The sequence below is a fragment of the Massilia sp. BSC265 genome (assembly GCF_000740675.1).
In the GTDB taxonomy this organism is placed as follows: Bacteria; Pseudomonadota; Gammaproteobacteria; order Burkholderiales; family Burkholderiaceae_D; genus Telluria.
This window is the reverse complement of the sequence record NZ_JPXI01000031.1, coordinates 97,828-118,203: the sequence shown is the minus strand read 5'-3', so window position 1 is coordinate 118,203 and position 20,376 is coordinate 97,828. Positions and strand designations below refer to the sequence as shown.

Here is a 20,376-nt window from a genome sequence, read left to right as displayed (position 1 = left end):
TAGTCTAAACTTCAACTTTTATACTTGTCAACTAATATATTTGCTCGGCGCGAAGCCGCATGAAAAGCGGCCGCATACAGCAGAAATCGTTTCGCATTTGATAAAGTTTGCGCTAACATCCCGGCATCGCACACTGTCGGCGCATGTCCGGCCGGCCATAAAACGAAGGAGACAATCTTGCAGCGATCCCTTGCATTCGTGCTGGTTCGCGCCCTGGCAGCCTTGCTGCTGGGTGCCATGTTCGCAACCACTGCCCGCGCCGACGAAGACGGCTACCAGCTCTGGCTGCGCTACCGCCCCCTGCCCCCCGCCCAGGCAGCCGCAGTGCCGGCCGCCGCAATCGTCACCTTGGGTCCCGAGACCCCGACCGTGCTTGCCGCGCGCGCCGAACTGCAGCGGGCCCTCGGGAGCATGCTGGGAAGGGTCCCGCCATCTGCCACTGCCATCCGTGCCGGCAGCGTGGTGCTGGCGCGTACCGACAAGCTTCCCGCCGGACTGCCAGCTGAGCTGGGCAGGTCCGTGGAGCGCGTCGGCCCCGAGGGCTACCTGCTCGCCCGTACCCGCTTGAACGGCCAGGACTTCACCCTGATCACGGCGAAGTCCGACATCGGCCTGCTGTACGGCAGCTTCGCCTGGCTGCGCGCCCTGCAGGACGGCAGCGCCGCCTCCCTGGTGCGCAGTCCGCTGGCCTCGAACCCTGCCCTGCCGCTGCGCGTGCTGAACCACTGGGACAACCTGGACCGCAGCGTGGAACGTGGTTACGCGGGACAATCGATCTGGAACTGGTGGGAATTGCCTGCCATCGTCGATCCGCGCTACCTCGACTATGCGCGCGCCAACGCTTCGCTCGGCATCAACGGCACGGTGCTGAACAACGTCAATGCCAAGGCCGAGGTGCTCGGTCCGGCCTTCATCGCCAAGGCCGCTGCCATCGCCAATGTCCTGCGCCCCTACGGCATCCGGGTATTCCTCTCGGTGCGCTGGTCGACACCGCTGGACCTGAAAGAGACGGCCAGCGCCGACCCGCTCGACCCTGCGGTAGCAAGCTGGTGGCGGCGCAAGACGGAGGAGATCTACCGTACTATCCCGGACTTCGGCGGCTTCCTGGTGAAAGCGAACTCCGAAGGCCAGCCCGGTCCGCAGGACTACGGCCGCAACCACGTGGATGGCGCCAACATGCTGGCACGCGCACTGGCGCCGCATGGCGGCACCGTGATGTGGCGCGCCTTTGTCTACGAGCCGCCGGAGGCACGCAAGCGCAAGGGCCTGGGAGACGATCCGAAGCACGACCGCGCCGCCCACGCCTACGAGCAGTTCCAGCCGCTGGACGGCAAGTTCGACGCCAATGTGCTGGTGCAGGTGAAGAACGGCGCCATCGACTTCCAGCCGCGCGAGCCTTTTCACCCGCTGTTCGGCGCCATGCCGGACACCCGTATGATGATGGAATTCCAGATCACCAAGGAGTACCTGGGCTTCGCCACCCACCTGGCCTACCTCGGCCCGATGTTCCAGGAAACCCTGCGCGCCGATACCCGCGCAGGTCCCCCCACCAGCAACCGATCCCTCACCGTGACCCAGGTGCTGCAGGGCGCACAGAAGGGACGCGTTGGCGGCATCGCCGGCGTGGCCAACATCGGCAGCAGCCGCAGCTGGAGCGGCTCGGTCTTCGACCAGGCCAATTGGTACGTGTTCGGGCGCATGGCCTGGGACCCGATGCTGGACGCCGGCGCCGTCGCGCGCGAATGGGCGGCCCAGACCTTCTCGCCCAACCCGAGGGTAGCTGATCCGGTCGTCGCCATGATGATGGCTTCGCGCGAGGCGGTGGTCGATTACATGACGCCGCTCGGCCTGCACCACCTGATGGACACCGGCCACCACCACGGCCCGGGCCCCTGGGTGGACGACCTGGAGCGCCCGGACTGGAATCCGGTTTACTACCACCGCGCCGGTCGCGACGGCATCGGCTTCGACCGCACGGCGCGCGGCAGCAATGCCGTGGCCCAGTACGCGCCGGAAGTGGCGCGCCGCTTCTCCAACCCCGCCACCACGCCGCCCGAACTGCTGCTGTGGTTCCACCACCTGCCCTGGGACTACCGCATGCCGTCCGGCCGCACGCTGTGGGAAGAGCTGGTGGCGCGCTACGACCGCGGCGTGGCGGAAGTGGGACGCATGCAGGAACTTTGGGGCGGCCTGCGCCAGGTGGTGGACGCCCAGCGCTGGAACGACACGGCCCAGCGCCTGGCGCAGCAGCGCGTCGAGGCACAATGGTGGCGCGACGCCTGCCTGGCGTATTTCATGCACGTCTCGGGACGGGCGCTGCCGGCCGGTGCAAAGGCGCCGGCGCAGTCGCTCGAGTACTACCGCGCGCAGCGCTTCCCATATGCGCCGGGTAACGGCTAGTTGTTGTAGGGTGTACGGCTTCGCCGTACGCGCGTTCGACTATCGGATGCGTCACCAACATGCGTCCGTGAGTTGAACGCGCGGTCGGCAAAGCCTACCACCCTACCCGATCAACGGCGGCAGTCCTTGAGCAACTCCAGCGGCACCGCCTCCGCCATGGCCCGGTAACCGTCCATGTTCGGATGCAGCCCATCGTTGTCATATGCCTTGAGAAGGTGGTCCGGCCGCGCCGGATCGCGCAGCGCCGCATCGAAGTCGATCACCCCGTCGAACACGCCGGAGCGGCGGATCCAGTCGTTGTAGGCCTGGCGGTCCTGCTCGTTGGGCGCCTTCGGGTGGTAGTACTCGCTGCCGGCGTAAGGAGTGATGGTGGCGCCGATCACGCACACGCCGCGGGCATGGGCGCGCGCCACCGACTGGCGCAACGCCTCTTTCATGTCGTCCAGCATCTGCGCGCGTGCGGCCGCGCTGTCGCCGGCGCTGCGGTGCAGGTTACCAAGGTCGTTCACCCCGATCAGTACGATCGCATGGCGCACGCCGGGCCGGTCCAGCACGTCGCGCTCGAAGCGCGACGCCAGGTTGGGGCCGAGGCCGTCGCGCAGCAGGCGGCCGCCGCCGATCCCCGCATTGACCACCCCTACCCCCGTCATGCCGGCCTGGCGCAGCCTGGCCGCCAGGCTATCTGTCCAGCGCAGGTTGGTGTCGGGCGCGACGCCGTAGCCGTCGGTGATCGAATCGCCGATCGCCACCACAGTATGCACGCCGGGCGCGGCCTCGACCTCGATGCCGGCCAGCTGGTACCAGCGCGTAAAGCCGGACGCCCGCGGCAGCTCGGCAGCCGCCAGGTGCTGTCCCGGCGCGATGAAACTGGTGGCGCGGGCGCCCGGATGGCTGGTCTGGCGGCTTGGGGCGTCCGGGTAGTGGATCGAGACCGCCAGGTCGCTCCCGGCCGCGTGGGGCAGGTCGACCGGGTCGCTCAGGTACTCGGCGCCGGCCGGGATCGTGACCGACGCGGCGCCGCCGAAACGCAGGGGCCGGCTGCTGGCCGGGTCGATCGACGAGCGGCCCGGACCGCTGGACCGCGCCACGCTGGCGCCCTCCAGCACCAGCGGCTCGGTGCCGAAGACATTGCTCAACCTGACGCGCAGGCGCTCGCCGCCCAGCGACACCCGCACCACCTGGCGCAGGGTGGCGTCGCGCCATTGGGAGGGCGCCAGCTCGTGCTCGGCACCGGGCACCATCTGTGCCGTTCCCCAGGACGCGACCCATTGTCTGCCAGGCTTGGACGGACCGCCGTGAGCGGCACATCCGCCCAGCAGCGCGGCAGCCAGCGCGGCTGCCAGAATCGATTGACGCGACATCGCAATTCCTTCACACTGGTTATGTTAGCGCAACCATTTTAGGTTATTAATAATGTTACGAGCAATGGTACAAGTAAATTCAATCCTTGCTTGCAAGGAGACCCCATGAATCCGATCCAGCGACACGCCAGCCCGACCGTCACCGAGATGCGGGTGATTCCGGTGGCCGGCATGGACAGCATGCTGCTCAACCTGTGCGGCGCCCACGCGCCCTATTTCACCCGCATCCTGGTGCTGCTGAAGGACAGTGCCGGCAACACCGGCATGGGTGAAGTGCCCGGGTCGAGCGGCATCCTGCGGGCGCTGGAGCGCCTCGTGCCGCTGGTCACCGGCACCCCGATCGCCCGCTACAACCAGACCTTGAAGACGCTGCGCGGCGCCATCGCGGGCCCCAACCACCAGGTCACTTCAAACGCGGAAGCGGCCGTGCTGAAACAGCCGCACGAGATCAACCTGCGCCTGGAGAACGTGATCACCGCGGTCGAAGCCGCCCTGCTCGACCTGCTCGGCCAGCACCTGGGCGTGCCGGTCTGCGAACTGCTGGGCAACGGCCAGCAGCGCAGCCATGTGCCGATGCTGGCCTACCTGTTCTACATCGGCGACCGCAGGCGCACCGACCTGCCCTACCTGGCCGGCAACGGGGCGGACGACTGGTACGGCCTGCGCACCGAGGAAGCGCTCACGCCGGAGAGCATCGCCAGGCTGGCCGAGGCCAGCGTCGACAGGTACGGCTTCCGCGACTTCAAGCTCAAGGGCGGCGTGATGCGTCCGGAAGAAGAGATCGCGGCGGTGGCGGCCATCAAGCGCCGCTTCCCGGACGCACGCGCGACGCTGGATCCGAACGGCGCCTGGTCGCTGGGCGAGGCGATCGCCGCCTGCCGCGGCCAGGGGCATGTGCTGGCCTATGCCGAAGACCCGTGCGGGCCGGAAGGCGGCTATTCGGGACGCGAGATCATGGCCGAATTCAAGCGCGCCACCGGCATCCCGACCGCCACCAACATGATCGCCACCGACTGGCGCCAGATGGGCCATTCGCACCTGCTGGGCGCGGTCGACATCCCGCTGGCCGATCCGCACTTCTGGACCATGCAGGGTTCGGTGCGCCTGGCCCAGCTGTGCCACGACTGGGGCCTGACCTGGGGCTCGCACTCGAACAACCACTTCGACGTGTCGCTGGCCATGTTCACGCACTGCGCCGCGGCCGCGCCGGGCAACATCACCGCCATCGACACCCACTGGATCTGGCAGGAAGGCCAAGAGCGGCTCACGGTCGAGCCCTTGCAGATCGTCGGCGGCCAGGTGGCGGTGCCGGAGCGCCCAGGCCTGGGCATCGAACCGGACATGGCGCGCATCGAACAGGCACATGCCCTGTACAAGCGGGTGGCGGCGGGCGCGCGCGACGACGCCATGGCGATGCGCTACCTGTTCCCGGACTGGACCTACGATCCGAAGCGCCCGAGCTACGCGCGCTGAAGCGCTTTGTTACCGATGCGGTCAATCATGTAGGGTGGCCGGGTTTCCCGGCCGCGCGTTCAATTCCCCCATGCTCTGCCACAACGCATCGCTACCTTGAACGCGCGTTCGGCACAGCCGAACACCCTACGAGCCCGACGAGCCAGCATGGCGGCGCTCAGCGCAGCGCCGCCTGCAACTGCCGTGCCATCTTGCCCAGCAGCGCCCGCCACAGGTAGCCGCCCATCCTGAGCGGCCGGTGCCGGTCGGCGCCGCGCCGCGCCATGCGCTGCGGCAGGAAGAAGCGCCCGAAGGTCGACAGCCCGCTGCGCCGCAGCGTCCAGAAGCAGCCGCCGGCATAAACGGTGTCGAAACCGTCCTCCGCGCGCAGCAGTTGCAGCGCCGTTCCCGAAAACATCGCCACGTGCGCGGCCGTCTCCCTCGGTTTCAGGTGGAAGCCATGCCGGTAGGACAGCTCGACGGTCTGGCGCAGGTCGGGCAGGTGCACCAGCAAGGGCCGCAACGGCCCCACCGTCTCCAGCAGGCGGGGCAGCACGTGCATCCCGGCCGTGACGCGCTCGCGATAGCGCGCAAACGCCGCTTTCAATTCCCCCAGTGAAGCCTGCGGCGGGCGCGGCAGCGGCGGCGGGCGCTTGCGCCAGCACTCGGACCAGTGCTCCAGTGCCCGCTCGTGCACGGAGGCCAGCGTGCCAGGGGTGTCGCGCTGCAGGTCGATGGTGGTCCCCGGCGTCAGGAAGCGGATCACATTCCGCACCTCCTCCAGCCGCGACAATTCGAGCAGCTCGGCCGGCGCCAGCCTGCCGCCGTTGAGCCACACATTGTCGGCCCGCGCAAAGCGCGCGAACGAAGCGATCGGCACCACCAGCCGGGGCCGGAAACGCTCGACCTGCAGCGCCAGGCGCTCCACCGCCGCCTTGGCGGCCAGCTCACGCACCGCGAACTGTTCCGGATTGCCGCACCAGCCCATGCTGCCGAAGCCGGTGAGCAGCAGGTCGATGCGCGAAGCGGCCCGGCCGATGCGCGGCGCGGCGGCGTGGCAGGCGGCCTCGGTAGCCAGTGCGCGGTCGCCCAGGTTGAGGATGGTGCGCCCACCGCAGCTGAGCAGGCAGGAGGAGTCGCCGTCGCCGTTGGCGAGCGCGGTCAGGTGCAGGTCGCCGGCCAGCGTCACGGTGACGCCGTCCGGGCACTCGGCCACCGGCAGGCGCTGGCGTCGCAATTCCTCCCCGATGCGCATGTCGCGCCCGGGACGGTAAAGGAAGGTCGCGATGCCGCGGAATTCGGACTGGAAACGCCGCAGGAAAGGCAGGGAGAAACGGTCCGGCTGGGCACGCGAGCACCATATATACACAGGCACGCCGGCAGCATTCAGGATGTCCAGCAGGGCCGCATGGGAGGTAGCGCCGTCGACCAGGCTCCAGGCGCCGTCGAGCACCGCGCCCTCCAGCCATGGGTCGGACACCAACAGGGCACCGTCGGTGCGGACCATGAAACAGGCGTGGTTCAGGAAAGTAAGTGTTGCGCGTGGCATTGCGGCACCTGGGAATGGCTCTATCAAGGCCAGCGTAGCCGCGCGCCACCGCCCGGGCATGATCCCTCACAATCGTGCGCCGGGGCCGCAAGCCGTGCAAACATCCCGGCAACATGCAGATGCTTCGCCAAATCGCGGGAAACCTCTACAATAGATTGATGTAAAGAATCTTTTTCTGCCGTCCCCCCTGCTTTCTGATCGGACCTTGCCGCCATGCCCATGGAATCCCTGCTGTTCGCCCCACCGGCCACACTCAGCGCCACCCTCGTGGCCGCCCTGTTCGGGCTGCTCGTCGGCAGCTTCCTGAACGTGGTCATCCACCGGATTCCAAGGATGATGCAGCGCGAATCCGACAACTACGTGGCGCAGGAAAGCGGCAAGGAAGCACCGCACACCGACCGCTACAACCTGATGGTGCCGAGATCAAGCTGCCCGCACTGCGGCCACGGGATCACGGCAATGGAAAACATCCCGGTCGTCAGCTGGCTGGCCCTGCGCGGCAAGTGCCGCAAGTGCAAGGCCCCGATCTCGCCGCGCTACCCGGCGGTCGAGCTGCTGACCGGCATCCTGGCGGGCGTGCTGGTGTGGACCTTCGGCAGCGGCCTGGCCGGCCTGGCGACGCTGCTGTTCCTGTTCCTGCTGGTCGCGATGACCTTCATCGACGTCGACACCCAGCTGCTGCCGGACGACCTGACCTATCCGCTGCTGTGGGCGGGCCTGCTGGTCAACCTCAACGGCACCTTCGTACCGCTGCAGGATGCGGTGATCGGCGCCGCCGCCGGCTACCTGGCGCTGTGGTCGGTGTACTGGCTGTTCAAGCTGGTCACCGGCAAGGAAGGCATGGGCTACGGCGACTTCAAGCTGCTCGCAGCCCTCGGCGCCTGGCTCGGCTGGCAGATGCTGCCGACCATCATCCTGCTGTCCTCGGTGGTTGGAGCAATCGTCGGCATCAGCCTGATCGTGTTCGCCAAGCGCGGCCGCGACAAGCCGATTCCCTTCGGCCCCTACCTGGCGGCGGCCGGCCTGATCGCCCTGCTCTACGGCAGCGGCATCAGCGCCCAGTTGCAGTCCGTCGTGACCGGCTGAGATGGACGCCCCGCACAAGCCCTCGTTCTCGGTCGGCCTGACCGGCGGCATCGGCTGCGGCAAGACCACCGTGGCCGACATGTTCGCGGCCCTTGGCGCCTCGGTCATCGATACCGACCTGATCGCCCATGCGCTCACTGCCCCGCACGGCGCGGCGATGCCGGCGCTGCTCGCCGAGTTCGGGATTGCGTTCGCCACCCCCGAGGGCGCGCTCGACCGGGCCAAGATGCGCGCCCTGGTCTTCAGCGACGACACGGCGCGCGCCCGGCTGGAGGCCATCCTGCACCCGCGCATCCGCGACGCCACCGCGGCCGCAGCAAGCATCGCTACCGGCGACTACGTCATCTTCGTCGTGCCCCTCCTGATCGAATCGGGCACCTGGCGTGAACGCGTCACCCGGGTGCTGGCAATCGACTGCCCGGAAGAACTGCAGGTGGCCCGCGTGATGGCCCGCAGCGGGATCAGCGAATCCCAGGTGCGCGCCATCATGGCCGCCCAGGTCACACGCGAACAGCGCCGCGCGGCGGCCGACGATATCATTCTCAACGACGACGGACTGGACATGCTGCGCCCTCAAGTGGAGCGTTTGCACGCTATGTATTTATCCCTGAGCAAATAAATGGCTGGGTTAGTGCGCTTCGTCAATGCGGGATTTGTAATTTTACGCAGCATGGTTCAGAATCACGGGGTTGCTCGCCAGCCTACATTCAGAGGAATGTCATTTTGATCGTCTACGAATATCCTTTCAACGAGCGGATTCGCACGTTGTTGCGGCTGGAAGATTTGTACGAGAAGTTCAAGTTCTTTGTGCAACAAGAGCACCCGATGCAGCATCACGTGGCCCTCGCCACGATCTTCGACATGCTGGAAGTGGCCGGACGCGCCGACCTGAAGTCCGACCTGCTGCAGGAACTCGAGCGTCAGAAGCAGAGCTTGCTGTCCTACCGCAGCAATCCCAATGTCGCCACCGAGATGCTCGACGCCGTGCTGGCCGAGCTGGACGCCGTCAGCGGCGCACTGGGAGCAAGCCAGGGCAAGACCGGCCAGAACGTGCGCGACAACGAGTGGCTGATGAGCATCCGCGGCCGCACCATCATCCCGGGCGGCGCCTGCGAATTCGACCTGCCCTCGTATTACGCCTGGCAGCACCGTCCGGCGCAGCAGCGGCAGGCCGATGTCATGGGCTGGTTCGCCCCATTGGCCCCGTTGTTCGAGGCCCTCGCACTGGTGCTGCGCCTGTTGCGCGATTCCGGCGGCCCGGTCAAGATGATCGCCACGGGCGGCAGCTACCAGCAGATGCTGCAGGGGAAGGTCTATCAGATGCTGCGCCTGTCGATCGACGAGTCGCTCGGCGCCATCCCCGAAATCTCGGCCAACAAGTATATGCTGTGGGTACGCTTCACCACCCAGGACGGCGACTGCAAGCCGAAGGCGCTGGAAGAAGACGTGCCCTTCAACCTGACCCTGTGTAACTTCTGATCGGTATTATTGAAATGACTGTTGTAGCCTGCCCGACCTGCGGCAAGAAGGTCGAATGGACCCCGGAGAACAAGTACCGCCCGTTCTGCTCGGAGCGCTGCAAGCAGATCGACCTGGGCGCCTGGGCCGAAGAGAAGTACACGATTCCCGGCGCCTCCACCAACGATCCGCAGGACGACAAGCCGACGGACAACTAAGGGCCTGCTTGGGCGCTTACCGCTTCTCAGCGAAACGCAATTTATCGAGCCACTCCAGCAGCGGTATCGTCGCCGGCAGCAGCGGACTGACGCTGTACCCGCCCTGCCACGCAAAGGCCTGCCCCTCCAGGCTTTGCGGCTCGCCCTCCCACTCGCGGCAGATGTAGAAGTACAGGCGCACGTGTGCATGCTCGTACACGTGCTCGACGCAGCACCAGGCTTCGCCGGCGAGCACCCGCACGCCCAGCTCTTCGACGAACTCGCGCTGCAGCGCGTGGAAGATGTCCTCGCCCGGCTCGACTTTCCCGCCGGGGAATTCCCAGTAGCCGGCGTAGGGCTTGCCCTCCGGGCGCTGGCCCAGCAGGACGTCGCCGTTGGAACGCATCAGGATGCCGACCGCGACGTCGACCGGTTTTGCCTTCATATCATTCATTGGTTTCTTTGTCCGCCGCTTCACTGTCAGGTAATTTGCCGGCGTAGTCCTTCGCAAACTGCCATGCCACCCGGCCCGAGCGCGAGCCGCGCTGCAAGGCCCACTGCAGGGCTTCGGCACGCGCCGCATCGATCTGCTGCGGCGTGCAGCCGAAGCTGGCCAGCCAGTGCGCCACGATACCCAGGTAGTCGTCCTGCTTGAACGGATAAAAGGAGAGCCACAGGCCGAAGCGCTCCGACAGCGAGATCTTCTCTTCCACCGTCTCACCCGGATGCAGGTCGCCGTCGTCGCCATGCGTGTAACCGGCATTGTCCGACATCTTCTCCGGCATCAGGTGGCGCCGGTTCGAGGTCGCGTAGATCAGCACATTGTCCGAAGCTGCTGCGATGCTGCCATCCAGGGCCACCTTCAAGGCCTTGTAGCCGGCCTCGCCTTCCTCGAAGGACAGGTCGTCGCAGAAGATCACGAAGCGCTCCGGTCTTCCGGCCACCACATCGACGATGTCGGGCAAATCCGCCAGGTCGGCCTTGTCCACCTCGATCAGGCGCAGGCCCTGGTCGGCGAAGCCGTTCAGGCAGGCCTTGATGAGCGAGGACTTGCCGGTGCCGCGCGCGCCGGTCAGCAGCACGTTGTTGGCCGGGCGGCGCTGCACGAACTGCTTCGTGTTCTGTTCGATCTGGCGCTTTTGCGCGTCGACGTGCTGCAGGTCCTCCAACCGGATGGTCGAGGCATGCAGTACGGGCGCGAGGTACTTGCCGCCCCCGTTGACGCGCTTGCGCCAGCGGAAGGCAAAGCTGCGTTTCCAGTCCGGCTCGCGCGGCACCGCCGGCGGCAGCACCGCCTCGACCCGCGCCAGCAGGGCTTCGGCGCGGTGCAGGAACTGTTCCAGAGGCGTCATCGTGACACGCCGTCAGGAACGATAGTCGGCGTTGATCGAGACGTAGTCGTGCGACAGGTCACAGGTCCAGACGGTCGCCACGGCCTCGCCTCGTCCCAAGGTGACGCGCACGGTGATCTCGGCCTGCTTCATCACGCGCTGGCCGTCTTCTTCCTTGTAGTCCGGGTTGCGCCCGCCACTCCTGGCCACCCACACGTCGTCCAGGTAGAGGTCGAGCTTGGTGGTATCCAGGTCGTCCACGCCGGCATAGCCGATGGCGGCCAGGATGCGGCCCAGGTTCGGGTCCGAGGCGAAGAAGGCGGTCTTGACCAGCGGCGAGTGGGCGATCGAGTAGGCGATCTTGCGGCACTCTTCCACGCTGGTGCCCTGCTCCACCGTGATGGTCATGAATTTGGTCGCGCCTTCGCCGTCGCGGATGATCTGCTGCGCCAGGTTGCGCGAGATGTCGGTGACCGCTTCCTTCAGCGCTTCGTAGTCGGCACCGGAAGCGGCATCGATGTTCAGGCTGCCCGCACCGGTGGCAACAATGATGAAGGAGTCGTTGGTCGAGGTGTCGCCGTCGATCGTGATGCTGTTGAACGAGTGGTCGGCCGCGTGCTTCACGAGTTCGTCCAGCACCGGCTGCGCCACGCGGGCATCGATCGCCAGGTAGCCCAGCATGGTCGCCATGTTCGGCTTGATCATGCCGGCGCCCTTGCTGATGCCGGTCATGGTAACAAGGTGGCCGCCGATGGTGACGGTACGCGAGGCCGCCTTCGGCTGGGTATCGGTGGTCATGATCGCCTCGGCGGCGTTGAACCAGTTGTCCGCCTTCAGGTTCGACACGGCGCCAGGGAGGCCGGCGACGATCTTCTCGATCGGCAGCTGCTCGAGGATCACGCCGGTGGAGAACGGCAGCACCTGCTGTGCGTCCAGGCCGAGCAGCTTCGCCACTTCGGCGCAGGTGGCCTGTGCGTTGGCCAGGCCCTGCTCGCCGGTGGCGGCGTTGGCATTGCCGGTGTTGACCACCAGCGCGCGGATCGGCTTGCCGCCATTCGCAACCGCTGCCAGGTTGGCCTTGCTCACCTGGACCGGCGCGGCGCAAAAGCGGTTCTTGGTGAAGACACCGGCCACGGTCGCGCCCTCGGCCAGTTTCATGACGAGCAGGTCCTTGCGGTTGGGCTTCTTGATGCCGGCTTCGGCAAAGCCGATTTCAATGCCGTTCACGGGTTTCAGGTCGGCTGCGACTGGCAGGGGGGAATTGACGGCCATGGCATTCTCTTAAAAGAAAAGATAGGTAATCCGATATTGTACTGCCAGCGGCGCCCACGGCGGGCAGGCCGCTTCGGCTCCCGTTTCGGCTGCGGTTCCACGCCCCGGCTTATGCGATCCGCATAAACCGATAAGCCTCGCTTACACCCCCTTAATCCGCGTGTATGTACCGACTTTTAGTGACACCTTGAGCACGATTCATTTCTAGCGAAATATTTTTTTAAATCAAAGTCTTATCGTTTCACCATCCGGAGCATGCATATACTCAACAGGCCCGGAAACGGCCTGTTTTTCCGCTCTTCCGCGCCCCTTTCCGGCCTCGTGCCGGAGCCCATTCAAACAACACTGGAGACAACAATGAAGCAAAGCGTCAAGGCGCGGCTGCTCGTCGCGCTATGTGCAGCACTGGTTGGGACGGCGGCAGCGCCGCTCGCATTCGCCGATGGCAAACCGGCCGAGCTGACCGTATCGGCCAAGCAGTACAAGCAGTACTTCCGGGAAGCCTCGAACGAGTTCAACGTGCCGGTCGAACTGCTGCAGTCGATCGCCTATGCCGAAACCCGCTGGCACCCGCACGTCCCCAAGGGCAAGCTCAAGAAGAACGGCGAACCCGAGGTCGAGGTGGAATCGCATGACGGCATGCCGATCAGCTACGGCATCATGGGCCTGCGCGACGACAATCACTTCGGCCATTCGCTGCGGGAAGGCGCGGCCCTGATCCGCGTCACGCCGGAACAGGCGGTGTCTGACACGCGCACCAACATCCGCGCCGCCGCCGCCCTGCTCGCCCACTACGGCGCCCGCAAGAACAAGGGTTTCCCGCTCGAGGACTGGGAAGCCGCGGTGGCGCGCTACAGCGGCATCCCGCAGCCGGAAATCGCAAGAATCTACAGCTACGAAGTGCTGACCGCCATCCGCCAGGGCCGCCGCAGTGACAAGTTCGAGATCGACCAGAAGCACGTCGAGATGGAGAAAGTCTACGGCAAGGAGCGGCTGCGCAAGCTGTCCGCACGCCGCATCACCGTGGAAACCGGCACGCCCGATCCGAAGATTTCGGCGCCGGATTTCGTCGACACCGGAATAAATAGAAAACGAAGCACATACGGAGACAATCTATGAACATCATGATGCGCGGCCTACTCGCGGGCCTGTGTTTCGTCGCGTCGGCCCCGCCGGCGCTTGCCTCGACCGACTACCCCCCTGCCATCTGGAACCCGGCCGCCAGCTGCAATTACTCAAGCCGCACCGCCTCGGTCAGCCACGTGACCGTGCACCCCAGCTGGTCCAGTACGGGAACACGGGCGAGCGTGTGCGCACCATCCAGTACCTGCTGCAGCAATGGGGCTATACCCTCACCGTGAACGGCAGCTTCGATACCGCGACCCAGAACGCGGTGAAGAACTTCCAGGCCTCGCACGCCCTGGGCGCGGACGGCATCGTCGGCAACGCCACCTGGCCGGCGCTGGCCATCCTCACCCAGCAGGGCGACTCGGGCGCAAAGGTGCGCGCCGTGCAGAGCCAGCTCAACGAGAGCGGCGCGGGCATCGCGGTGGACGGCGCCTTCGGCCCGGCTACGGCGACCGCGGTGCGCAACTTCCAGACCTCGAAGGGATTGAGCGCCGACGGCATCGTCGGTGACGACACCTGGAACAAGATGGCCTGGTAGTTCTCCCGGGACGTGCGTGCCCGTATCATGCGGGGCACGCATGTCCAACAATGCGCTTGACCCTCACGCCGCGTGAGGCTCCAGAGTAGCGCTACGCATGAAGAACAGGGAGAAGCTCGATGTTGAAAGTGGGAGAACTCGCGGCGCGCGCCGGCCTGACGGTCCGCACGCTGCACCATTACGACAGTATCAAGCTGCTCTCGCCTTCTGCGCGTTCCGATGCCGGTTACCGGCTCTATGACCGCGACGACGTGGCGCGCCTGCAGCAGATCCAGGCCCTGCGCGCGTTCGGCATGGCGCTGGCCGACATCGGGGCTTACCTGGACAGTCCGGATGCCTCGCCGCTGGCCATCGTCGAACGCCAGCTCTCCGGCCTCGAACGGCAGATTGCCGAAGCGGCGCACATGCGCGAGCAACTGCTGCGCCTGCGTTCAAAGCTGGCCGCCGGCGAGGAGACCGACCTGTCCATCTGGCTAACCACCCTGGAGCAGATGACCATGTACGAGAAACACTTTTCGAAGGAAGAACTGGCGCGGCTGCCGCTGTACCAGAACCGCGCGGCCCAGGCCGAATGGCAGGAGCTGGTGCGCCATGCGCAATCGCTGATCGAGCGCGGCGTTCCGCCAACGTCCAGCGAGGCCGGAAGCTTTGCCGAACGCTGGCTGGCCTGCCTGGAGCGCGACAGCGGCGGCAACCCGGCCTTCATCCTGCGCCTGACGGTGATGACCGGGCAGGACCCGGAGGCGCAAAAGGAATTCGGCCTGACGCCCGCCGTGCTGGACTACATGCGCACCGCGATCGCCGAGGTCCGCTTCGCCATCTATGCGCGCTACCTGCCGCTTGCTGCGATCGAGCGCATGCGCCGCCACGAAGCATCGCATTCGGACGAGTGGATCGTACTGGCGACCCAGGTCCACGCATGCAGGGAAGCCGATCCGGAGGCGCAGTCGCTCAAGGCCCAGGAACTTGCGCGACGCTGGTTCATGATGTTCACCGACATGGTGGGCGACGACCCCGAGGTGGTCAGCCAGTTCCGGCTTGCCGCCAGCTCCGAGCCGCTGCTGCACCTCGGCACCGGCATCGGCGATGAGGTCCTTGCCTTCCTGCGCAAGGCAATGGCAGGCATGGCGATGCAGCCACGCAAGGCATGACATGAATTGCGGGCCGGTGCTGCGGCATTCCGGCCCGCCGGGTCCTGGGCGGCTCCGGAGCGAACCCCACGGCAGGGATACAAATTTACGAAAACTCGCCGATGCGCGGATGCTACATTGCCTGTTCCCTCCACATGACCAGGACCTCTTCTGCACCGCAGTTCATCCATGACACAGCCATTCCTCCACAAGATCTCGCGCGCGCTTGCGCCCATCTCCCTCCTCGCAGTTGCCTGCCCGCCGCCTGCCCTGGCCGCCGATGCCCCATCCCTGCCGCTCGCCGCCAAGCCGCGCCTCGTCGGCGAAGGGACGGTTTCCGGCCCCTTCCATGATTTCGCGCCCGCGCTCACCGCGGACGGCCGCACGCTACTGTTCACCCGTACCGATGTCGGATTTTCACGCATGACCCTGATGCAGGCGCGCCTGGTCAATGGCAAGTGGGAGATGCCGACGGTGCTGCCGTTCTCGGGGCGATGGAACGATGGCGATGGCGCGCTCAGCCCGGATGGCGCCCGTTATGTGTTCATTTCGAACCGGACCGAGGGTGGCGCCCAACCGAAGGCGGACCTCGACCTCTGGCAGGTCATGCGACAGGCGGATGGCAGCTGGGGTGAACCGACCCGCCTGCCCGACCACATCAACAGTGGCCTGAACGAGACCTATCCCTCGCTGGCGGCCGACGGCACCCTGTATTTTGGCCGCGCGGGCGGTGGCCCGATCCTGCGTGCGAAGCTGGTGAATGGCGCCTATGCTGCTCCCGAGCCGATGCCGTTCACGGGCATGTCGTTCGCGATCGCCCCTGACCAGAGCTTCGGCATTCTCGCCATGGCGGATGCAAATCGCAACATCGACCTGTTCCACGTCGGCCGCGACGGCCAGGCGTGGAGTGCGCCTCGCCGGCTCGACGGTCCGGTGAACTCGCCGCAAATGGAATTCACTGGCTCGATCGGCGCGGACGGCAAGACCCTGCTGTTTTCAAGCACCCGCCGCGATGCCGGCGTCACATGGCCCCGGCAAGGCACCCTGCGCAGCGCGGCCGATGTCGACGGCGAACTGCTGGGCGTGGCGCACAACGGCCTTCGCAATATCTACAGCATCGACCTGCCGGCCTTTCCCTGAGCCTGCGTCCTGCATGAGCAAGCCGGCGCAGCGGCGCCGGCCCGCTCAGCGCGGGATCGACAGCGCCAGCGTTTCCTTCAGCTCTTCCATCACCACATAGCTTTTCGACTGGCCGGCATCGGCCACATGCAGGATTTCTCCCAGCAGGCGGCGGTATTCCGACATTTCGGGAATACGGGCCTTGATCAGGTAGTCGAAGTCGCCCGACACCAGGTGACACTCCATCACTTCGGGAATGCCGAGCATCGCGCGGCGGAAGCGGTCAAACGCTTTCTCCGATTTCTGGTGCAGGGTAATTTCGACGAACACCAGGATCTGCAGGCCCATGGCCTGCGGATTCACGCGCGCGTGGTAGCCGCTGATCACGCCATCGCGCTCCATGCGCTTGACCCGTTCGATGCAGGGCGTCAGCGACAGCCCGACCTGCTCGGCCAGGTCTTTCATGACGATGCGCGCGTCGTCCTGGAGAATCGATAAGATGTGGAGATCGATCTTGTCGAGGACGCGGTGGGAGTTCTTCTGGACGCGCATGAATTTTCACTGAAAACGTGTGTGACAACAGGAACCATTATTTCACTTCCCCATGTATCATGGCAATCTTTTCTAAATCCGGCTTCTTTTACTTCAGGACCTAGGCACATCATGCGCGTTCTCGTACTGGGCAGCGGCGTGGTCGGCGTGACCACCGCTTACTATCTGGCCAAGGCAGGCCACGACGTCACCGTCATCGACCGTCAACCCGGCCCTGCCCTGGAGACGAGCTTCGCCAATGCCGGCCAGATCTCGCCGGGCTATGCCTCGCCGTGGGCGGCGCCGGGCATTCCGCTGAAGGCCGCGAAGTGGCTGTTCCAGAAGCACGCGCCGCTGGCGATCCGCCCGGACGGCTCGCTGTTCCAGCTTGCCTGGATGTGGCAGATGTACCGCAACTGCACCGCCGACCGCTATGCCGTCAACAAGGAACGCATGGTGCGCCTGGCCGAGTACAGCCGCGATTGCATCCGCGAACTGCGCGCCCAGACCGGCATCGAGTACGAGGGCCGCACCCTCGGCACCATCCAGCTGTTCCGCACCCGGCAGCAGCTGGAGAGCGCGGGCAAGGACATCGAAGTGCTGAAGGAAGCCGGCGTCGAGTACGAACTGCTGCAGGGCCGCGAGCTGGGCAAGGCCGAGCCGGCGCTGGGCAATCATGCCACCCTGGTGGGCGGCCTGCGCCTGCCGAACGACGAAACCGGCGACTGCCAGCTGTTCACCAGCCGCCTGACCGTGATGGCGCGCGACCTGGGCGTGCGCTTCGAGTTCGACACCGACATCCGCGAACTGCTCACCAGCGGCGACCAGGTCGTCGGCGTGCGCACCGACACGGGCGTGCTCACCGCCGAGCGCTACGTGCTGGCGCTGGGCAGCTACTCGCGCCTGCTGCTCAAGAACCAGTTCACGCTGCCGGTCTACCCGCTGAAGGGCTACTCGATCACCGTGCCGATCACCGACGCCGCACGTGCGCCGGTGTCGACCATCCTGGACGAGAGCTACAAGATCGCCGTGACCCGTTTCGAAGACCGCATCCGCGTGGGCGGCATGGCCGAGATCGCCGGCTACAGCAAGGTCCTGAACCCGGCGCGCCGTGAAACCCTGGAAATGGTCGTCAACGACCTGTTCCCGGGCGCCGGCGACACCCGCCAGGCCAGCTTCTGGACCGGCCTGCGCCCGATGACGCCGGACAGCACCCCGGTGGTCGGCGCCACCCCGCTGCGCAACCTGTTCACCAATACCGGCCACGGCACCCTGGGCTGGACCATGGCCTGCGGCTCGGCCGCCGTCATCGCCGACCTGGTGAGCGGCAAGCAGCCGGCCATTCGCGCCGAGGACCTGGCGGTGTTCCGCTATGCCGGCGTCCCGCAGCGCGGCGCCGCGCCGGAACTGGTCAAGGCGTAAGCGGGAGATGGTGGATTCGGTAGATGCGTCCCGCGCAGGGGCGCGGCTAGTGGTCGACCTGGGTGCGATCCGTGACAATTACCGGCTGCTGGCCGGGAAAACCAAGGGGGCCTGCGCGGCCGTCATGAAGGCCGATGCCTACGGGCTCGGCATGGAACAGGTGGCGCCGGCACTGGTGCTCGAAGGCTGCAAGACCTTCTTCACCGCCCACCTGGACGAAGGCATTCGCCTGCGCCAGCTGGTCCCCGAGGACTGCGCGATCTACGTGCTGCACGGCCCGCCGCCGGGGACGTCGCGCGACTGCTTCCAGTACGACCTGCGGCCGGTCCTGAACGATCCGGGCCAGGTGCAGGAATGGCGTGCGCTGGCACGCAAGCTCGGGCGCGAGCTGCCGGCCGCGATCCAGGTCGACACCGGCATGTCGCGCATGGGCATCGCGCCGGCCGATCTGCTGGCGTTGGTGGCCGACCGCGACTGGCTCGCGGGCGTGCGCCCCACCCTCGTGATGAGCCACCTGGCCTGCGCGGACGAGCCCCTGCACCCGATGAACGAGGCGCAGCGCCGCCGCTTCGACGAACTGCGCGAGCTGTTCCCGGGCGTGCCGGCCAGCCTGGCCAATTCCTCGGCCGTGTTCCTGGGTTCTTCGTACCATTACGACCTGCTGCGCCCGGGTGCGGCGCTGTATGGCATCAATCCGCAGCCGGGCACTCCGAATCCGCTCAGGCAGGCGGTCTCGCTGCACGCGCGCGTGGTGCAGGTGCGCAGCGTGTGCGAAGGCGACGTGGTGGGCTACGGCGCGCACCATGCCTGCACCGGCGAGCAGCGCATCGCGACCGTGTCGGTCGGCTACGCGGATGGCTGGTTCCGCTCGCTGTCGGGGCGCGGCTTCGCCTTCGTGGATGGCGTCAAGGTGCCGATCGTGGGCCGGGTGTCGATGGACAGCATGGGGCTGGACGTGACCGGAATCGCGCCGGAGCGCATCGTGCCGGGAGCGGAGGTCGAGCTGATGGGCGCGCACCAGCCAGTGGACCAGGTGGCGGCGCTGGCCGGGACCATCGGCTACGAAGTGCTGACGCGCCTCGGCAACCGCTTCCATCGGCATTACGTCTGAACGCCGTTCGCTCAAGCGTACTTGTCCAGCTCATCGGCGAGGTGATGCTGCAGTTCTTCCGGCCTCATCCATACTCCCCTCGCCGACGGGGTCGGGAAGACCTCGACCGACACCCCGCGTTCCGCCATATCGGGCAACCATGCTTCTGTGAACGCATGCACATCGATCTCGGCCGGCAGGTATCCGGCCCACATGCCCGTCGCGCAAGCCCTTGCGTAGTCTAGATGCGGCCATACCGGGAAACCGGGTGCACCGGCGCAATCCACCGCTACTACCCAGCCACTGGCGTCGCGCAGACTCCATAGCCGTTCACAGTCTGCGGCACGGCCGATGAAATGCTTGAATCGCGCAGTGTCCGACGAAGACATCAATGCAGTGAACTGTGATTGGGAAAGTTTCAATGCTTAAGTCCTTGGCGTCTCATCTGGCCCAGCTTGGTTTGGCTCGGGCTGGACGGGGCACTTGCTGAGTGACCGCAATCGACCCGAAGCAGACCTAAATTTCAGCGGGAAACAATGAGCTTCAAGCCTAAGCCCACGAACACTGCGCCGGCGATACGATCGAGGACAACACCAGCTTTTGGGCGCTTACTCAGCCATTGGCCAATCGCGCCGGAAAAGTAGCCGAGCAACCCAAACAGTACAGCCGCTTGGAGTGTAAAAGTTAGTCCCAAGCCAGCAAGCTGCAGGCCAACGGGGCCGTTTGCGGGAATGACGAACTGTGGCAAGAAGGATAAGAAAAAGAGGACAACCTTAGGATTGATCGCGTTTGCCAAACAACCTTTGAGGAATAGCTTGGTCAATGATTCATCCACGGACTGTACAGCTTCGATCTTCACCGAACCCGAACTGCGCAGAGCGTTGTAGCCGAGCCAAATCAGATATAAGCCCCCTGCAATCTTGAGCAATGTAAATGCTGCGGGCGAAGCTGCGATCAATGCACTAACGCCAACCACCGCCAAAATCGTATGGCTGAGGCAACCAAAAGCACAGCCTAGACCAAACACGATTCCGCGCCGCTGCCCTTTCGATATACCCATCCCAAGAACCATCAGATTGTCTGGGCCGGGCGTAGCGGTGATGAGAAGCGCAGCGGCAAGGAACGCAAAGAATTGCTCTATAGATAACATAACTCTGTTCAGTAAGAAGTTGGTAACGATGTCTGGGTCTGCTTTTGGCCGATGGCAGCCGTTGCGCTCAGCATAGCAGCTTGCCAATGAAGAAAATCGCATCCTGCTGTGAAACCTTACACAGACGCCAACGCCATGGCGAACTTCAGGTTCGAACGTAAA

The 20,376-nt window shown here is 65.6% G+C and carries 20 protein-coding genes; 12 read left to right on the top strand and 8 right to left on the bottom strand.

Annotated elements, in window-relative coordinates:
* The first annotated feature begins 177 nt into the window (after nucleotides 1-177).
* Nucleotides 178-2,400, top strand: a complete 2,223-nt coding sequence (locus MA09_RS11265) for an alpha-glucuronidase family glycosyl hydrolase (RefSeq protein ID WP_051933374.1) — start codon at nucleotides 178-180, stop codon at nucleotides 2,398-2,400.
* 110 nt (nucleotides 2,401-2,510) lie between these two features.
* Here MA09_RS11265 and MA09_RS11260 read toward each other — a convergent pair whose 3' ends face one another.
* Nucleotides 2,511-3,761: an SGNH/GDSL hydrolase family protein gene (locus MA09_RS11260; protein WP_036248286.1), complete on the bottom strand. Its 1,251-nt coding sequence runs from the start codon at nucleotides 3,759-3,761 to the stop codon at nucleotides 2,511-2,513.
* 105 nt (nucleotides 3,762-3,866) lie between these two features.
* Between MA09_RS11260 and MA09_RS11255 the strand changes: the two genes are divergently transcribed.
* The gene (locus MA09_RS11255) at nucleotides 3,867-5,234 is read left to right on the top strand and encodes an enolase C-terminal domain-like protein (RefSeq protein WP_036248283.1); all 1,368 of its coding nucleotides are present in this window, start codon (nucleotides 3,867-3,869) and stop codon (nucleotides 5,232-5,234) included.
* Between the two features lie 157 nt (nucleotides 5,235-5,391).
* Here the strand turns inward: MA09_RS11255 and MA09_RS11250 are convergent, their stop codons facing one another.
* A complete protein-coding gene (locus MA09_RS11250) occupies nucleotides 5,392-6,762 on the bottom strand; it encodes an MBL fold metallo-hydrolase (RefSeq protein ID WP_036248280.1) in 1,371 nt (456 codons plus the stop codon).
* A gap of 213 nt (nucleotides 6,763-6,975) precedes the next feature.
* Between MA09_RS11250 and MA09_RS11245 the strand changes: the two genes are divergently transcribed.
* The 4 genes from MA09_RS11245 (at nucleotide 6,976) to yacG (ending at nucleotide 9,524) form a co-directional block, all read left to right on the top strand.
* The gene (locus MA09_RS11245) at nucleotides 6,976-7,848 is read left to right on the top strand and encodes an A24 family peptidase (protein WP_036248278.1); all 873 of its coding nucleotides are present in this window, start codon (nucleotides 6,976-6,978) and stop codon (nucleotides 7,846-7,848) included.
* A gap of 1 nt (nucleotide 7,849) precedes the next feature.
* Nucleotides 7,850-8,467, top strand: a complete 618-nt coding sequence (coaE, locus tag MA09_RS11240; RefSeq protein ID WP_036248275.1) for a dephospho-CoA kinase — start codon at nucleotides 7,850-7,852, stop codon at nucleotides 8,465-8,467.
* Nucleotides 8,468-8,571: 104 nt separating this feature from the next.
* Entirely contained in the window at nucleotides 8,572-9,327 is a 756-nt protein-coding gene (gene zapD, locus MA09_RS11235; protein ID WP_036248271.1) for a cell division protein ZapD, read from the top strand.
* 14 nt (nucleotides 9,328-9,341) lie between these two features.
* Nucleotides 9,342-9,524, top strand: coding sequence for a DNA gyrase inhibitor YacG (yacG, locus tag MA09_RS11230; protein ID WP_036248269.1), 183 nt, complete (start codon nucleotides 9,342-9,344; stop codon nucleotides 9,522-9,524).
* 16 nt (nucleotides 9,525-9,540) lie between these two features.
* Here the strand turns inward: yacG and MA09_RS11225 are convergent, their stop codons facing one another.
* From MA09_RS11225 to argJ, 3 genes are read right to left on the bottom strand one after another with little or no spacing between them, the layout of a single operon-like run.
* Entirely contained in the window at nucleotides 9,541-9,957 is a 417-nt protein-coding gene (locus tag MA09_RS11225) for an NUDIX domain-containing protein (protein ID WP_036248267.1), read from the bottom strand.
* Nucleotides 9,950-10,855: an ATP-binding protein gene (locus MA09_RS11220; RefSeq protein ID WP_036248264.1), complete on the bottom strand. Its 906-nt coding sequence runs from the start codon at nucleotides 10,853-10,855 to the stop codon at nucleotides 9,950-9,952. Before MA09_RS11220 ends, MA09_RS11225 begins: the two co-directional genes overlap by 8 nt.
* 12 nt (nucleotides 10,856-10,867) lie before the next feature.
* Entirely contained in the window at nucleotides 10,868-12,106 is a 1,239-nt protein-coding gene (gene argJ, locus MA09_RS11215; protein WP_036248261.1) for a bifunctional glutamate N-acetyltransferase/amino-acid acetyltransferase ArgJ, read from the bottom strand.
* A gap of 357 nt (nucleotides 12,107-12,463) precedes the next feature.
* On the opposite strand from argJ, the gene MA09_RS11210 reads away from it, so the two are divergent.
* The 4 genes from MA09_RS11210 (at nucleotide 12,464) to MA09_RS11195 (ending at nucleotide 16,042) form a co-directional block, all read left to right on the top strand.
* Complete coding sequence (locus tag MA09_RS11210) at nucleotides 12,464-13,225, top strand: transglycosylase SLT domain-containing protein (RefSeq protein WP_036248258.1); 762 nt, start codon at nucleotides 12,464-12,466, stop codon at nucleotides 13,223-13,225.
* A 190-nt stretch (nucleotides 13,226-13,415) separates the two neighbouring features.
* Complete coding sequence (locus tag MA09_RS11205) at nucleotides 13,416-13,772, top strand: peptidoglycan-binding protein (RefSeq protein WP_051933373.1); 357 nt, start codon at nucleotides 13,416-13,418, stop codon at nucleotides 13,770-13,772.
* Nucleotides 13,773-13,891: 119 nt separating this feature from the next.
* On the top strand, nucleotides 13,892-14,923 hold the full coding sequence (locus tag MA09_RS11200; protein ID WP_036248255.1) for a MerR family transcriptional regulator: 1,032 nt from the start codon (nucleotides 13,892-13,894) through the stop codon (nucleotides 14,921-14,923).
* 168 nt (nucleotides 14,924-15,091) lie between these two features.
* A complete protein-coding gene (locus tag MA09_RS11195; protein ID WP_036248252.1) occupies nucleotides 15,092-16,042 on the top strand; it encodes a PD40 domain-containing protein in 951 nt (316 codons plus the stop codon).
* Nucleotides 16,043-16,087: 45 nt separating this feature from the next.
* Here the strand turns inward: MA09_RS11195 and MA09_RS11190 are convergent, their stop codons facing one another.
* Complete coding sequence (locus MA09_RS11190) at nucleotides 16,088-16,573, bottom strand: Lrp/AsnC ligand binding domain-containing protein (RefSeq protein ID WP_036248250.1); 486 nt, start codon at nucleotides 16,571-16,573, stop codon at nucleotides 16,088-16,090.
* Nucleotides 16,574-16,684: 111 nt separating this feature from the next.
* On the opposite strand from MA09_RS11190, the gene MA09_RS11185 reads away from it, so the two are divergent.
* Together MA09_RS11185 and alr are read left to right on the top strand one after the other, a co-directional pair.
* A complete protein-coding gene (locus MA09_RS11185) occupies nucleotides 16,685-17,974 on the top strand; it encodes a D-amino acid dehydrogenase (protein ID WP_036248248.1) in 1,290 nt (429 codons plus the stop codon).
* 7 nt (nucleotides 17,975-17,981) lie between these two features.
* Entirely contained in the window at nucleotides 17,982-19,085 is a 1,104-nt protein-coding gene (gene alr, locus MA09_RS11180) for an alanine racemase (protein ID WP_036248245.1), read from the top strand.
* Nucleotides 19,086-19,096: 11 nt separating this feature from the next.
* Here alr and MA09_RS24125 read toward each other — a convergent pair whose 3' ends face one another.
* Together MA09_RS24125 and MA09_RS11170 are read right to left on the bottom strand one after the other, a co-directional pair.
* The gene (locus MA09_RS24125) at nucleotides 19,097-19,486 is read right to left on the bottom strand and encodes a DUF2750 domain-containing protein (RefSeq protein ID WP_229440670.1); all 390 of its coding nucleotides are present in this window, start codon (nucleotides 19,484-19,486) and stop codon (nucleotides 19,097-19,099) included.
* Between the two features lie 101 nt (nucleotides 19,487-19,587).
* Entirely contained in the window at nucleotides 19,588-20,214 is a 627-nt protein-coding gene (locus tag MA09_RS11170; protein ID WP_036248242.1) for a LysE family translocator, read from the bottom strand.
* Nucleotides 20,215-20,376 lie beyond the last annotated feature (162 nt).

Coding starts and splice junctions, on each gene's coding strand:
- argJ (WP_036248261.1), bottom strand. CDS start 12,106: ATGGCCGTCAATTCCCCCCTGCCAGTCGCAGCCGACCTGAAACCCGTG.
- MA09_RS11185 (WP_036248248.1), top strand. CDS start 16,685: ATGCGCGTTCTCGTACTGGGCAGCGGCGTGGTCGGCGTGACCACCGCT.
- MA09_RS11170 (WP_036248242.1), bottom strand. CDS start 20,214: ATGTTATCTATAGAGCAATTCTTTGCGTTCCTTGCCGCTGCGCTTCTC.
- MA09_RS11190 (WP_036248250.1), bottom strand. CDS start 16,573: ATGCGCGTCCAGAAGAACTCCCACCGCGTCCTCGACAAGATCGATCTC.
- yacG (WP_036248269.1), top strand. CDS start 9,342: ATGACTGTTGTAGCCTGCCCGACCTGCGGCAAGAAGGTCGAATGGACC.
- MA09_RS11195 (WP_036248252.1), top strand. CDS start 15,092: ATGACACAGCCATTCCTCCACAAGATCTCGCGCGCGCTTGCGCCCATC.
- MA09_RS11200 (WP_036248255.1), top strand. CDS start 13,892: ATGTTGAAAGTGGGAGAACTCGCGGCGCGCGCCGGCCTGACGGTCCGC.
- MA09_RS11210 (WP_036248258.1), top strand. CDS start 12,464: ATGAAGCAAAGCGTCAAGGCGCGGCTGCTCGTCGCGCTATGTGCAGCA.
- MA09_RS11260 (WP_036248286.1), bottom strand. CDS start 3,761: ATGTCGCGTCAATCGATTCTGGCAGCCGCGCTGGCTGCCGCGCTGCTG.
- MA09_RS11255 (WP_036248283.1), top strand. CDS start 3,867: ATGAATCCGATCCAGCGACACGCCAGCCCGACCGTCACCGAGATGCGG.
- MA09_RS11220 (WP_036248264.1), bottom strand. CDS start 10,855: ATGACGCCTCTGGAACAGTTCCTGCACCGCGCCGAAGCCCTGCTGGCG.
- MA09_RS11245 (WP_036248278.1), top strand. CDS start 6,976: ATGCCCATGGAATCCCTGCTGTTCGCCCCACCGGCCACACTCAGCGCC.
- alr (WP_036248245.1), top strand. CDS start 17,982: ATGGTGGATTCGGTAGATGCGTCCCGCGCAGGGGCGCGGCTAGTGGTC.
- coaE (WP_036248275.1), top strand. CDS start 7,850: ATGGACGCCCCGCACAAGCCCTCGTTCTCGGTCGGCCTGACCGGCGGC.
- MA09_RS11250 (WP_036248280.1), bottom strand. CDS start 6,762: ATGCCACGCGCAACACTTACTTTCCTGAACCACGCCTGTTTCATGGTC.
- MA09_RS11225 (WP_036248267.1), bottom strand. CDS start 9,957: ATGAATGATATGAAGGCAAAACCGGTCGACGTCGCGGTCGGCATCCTG.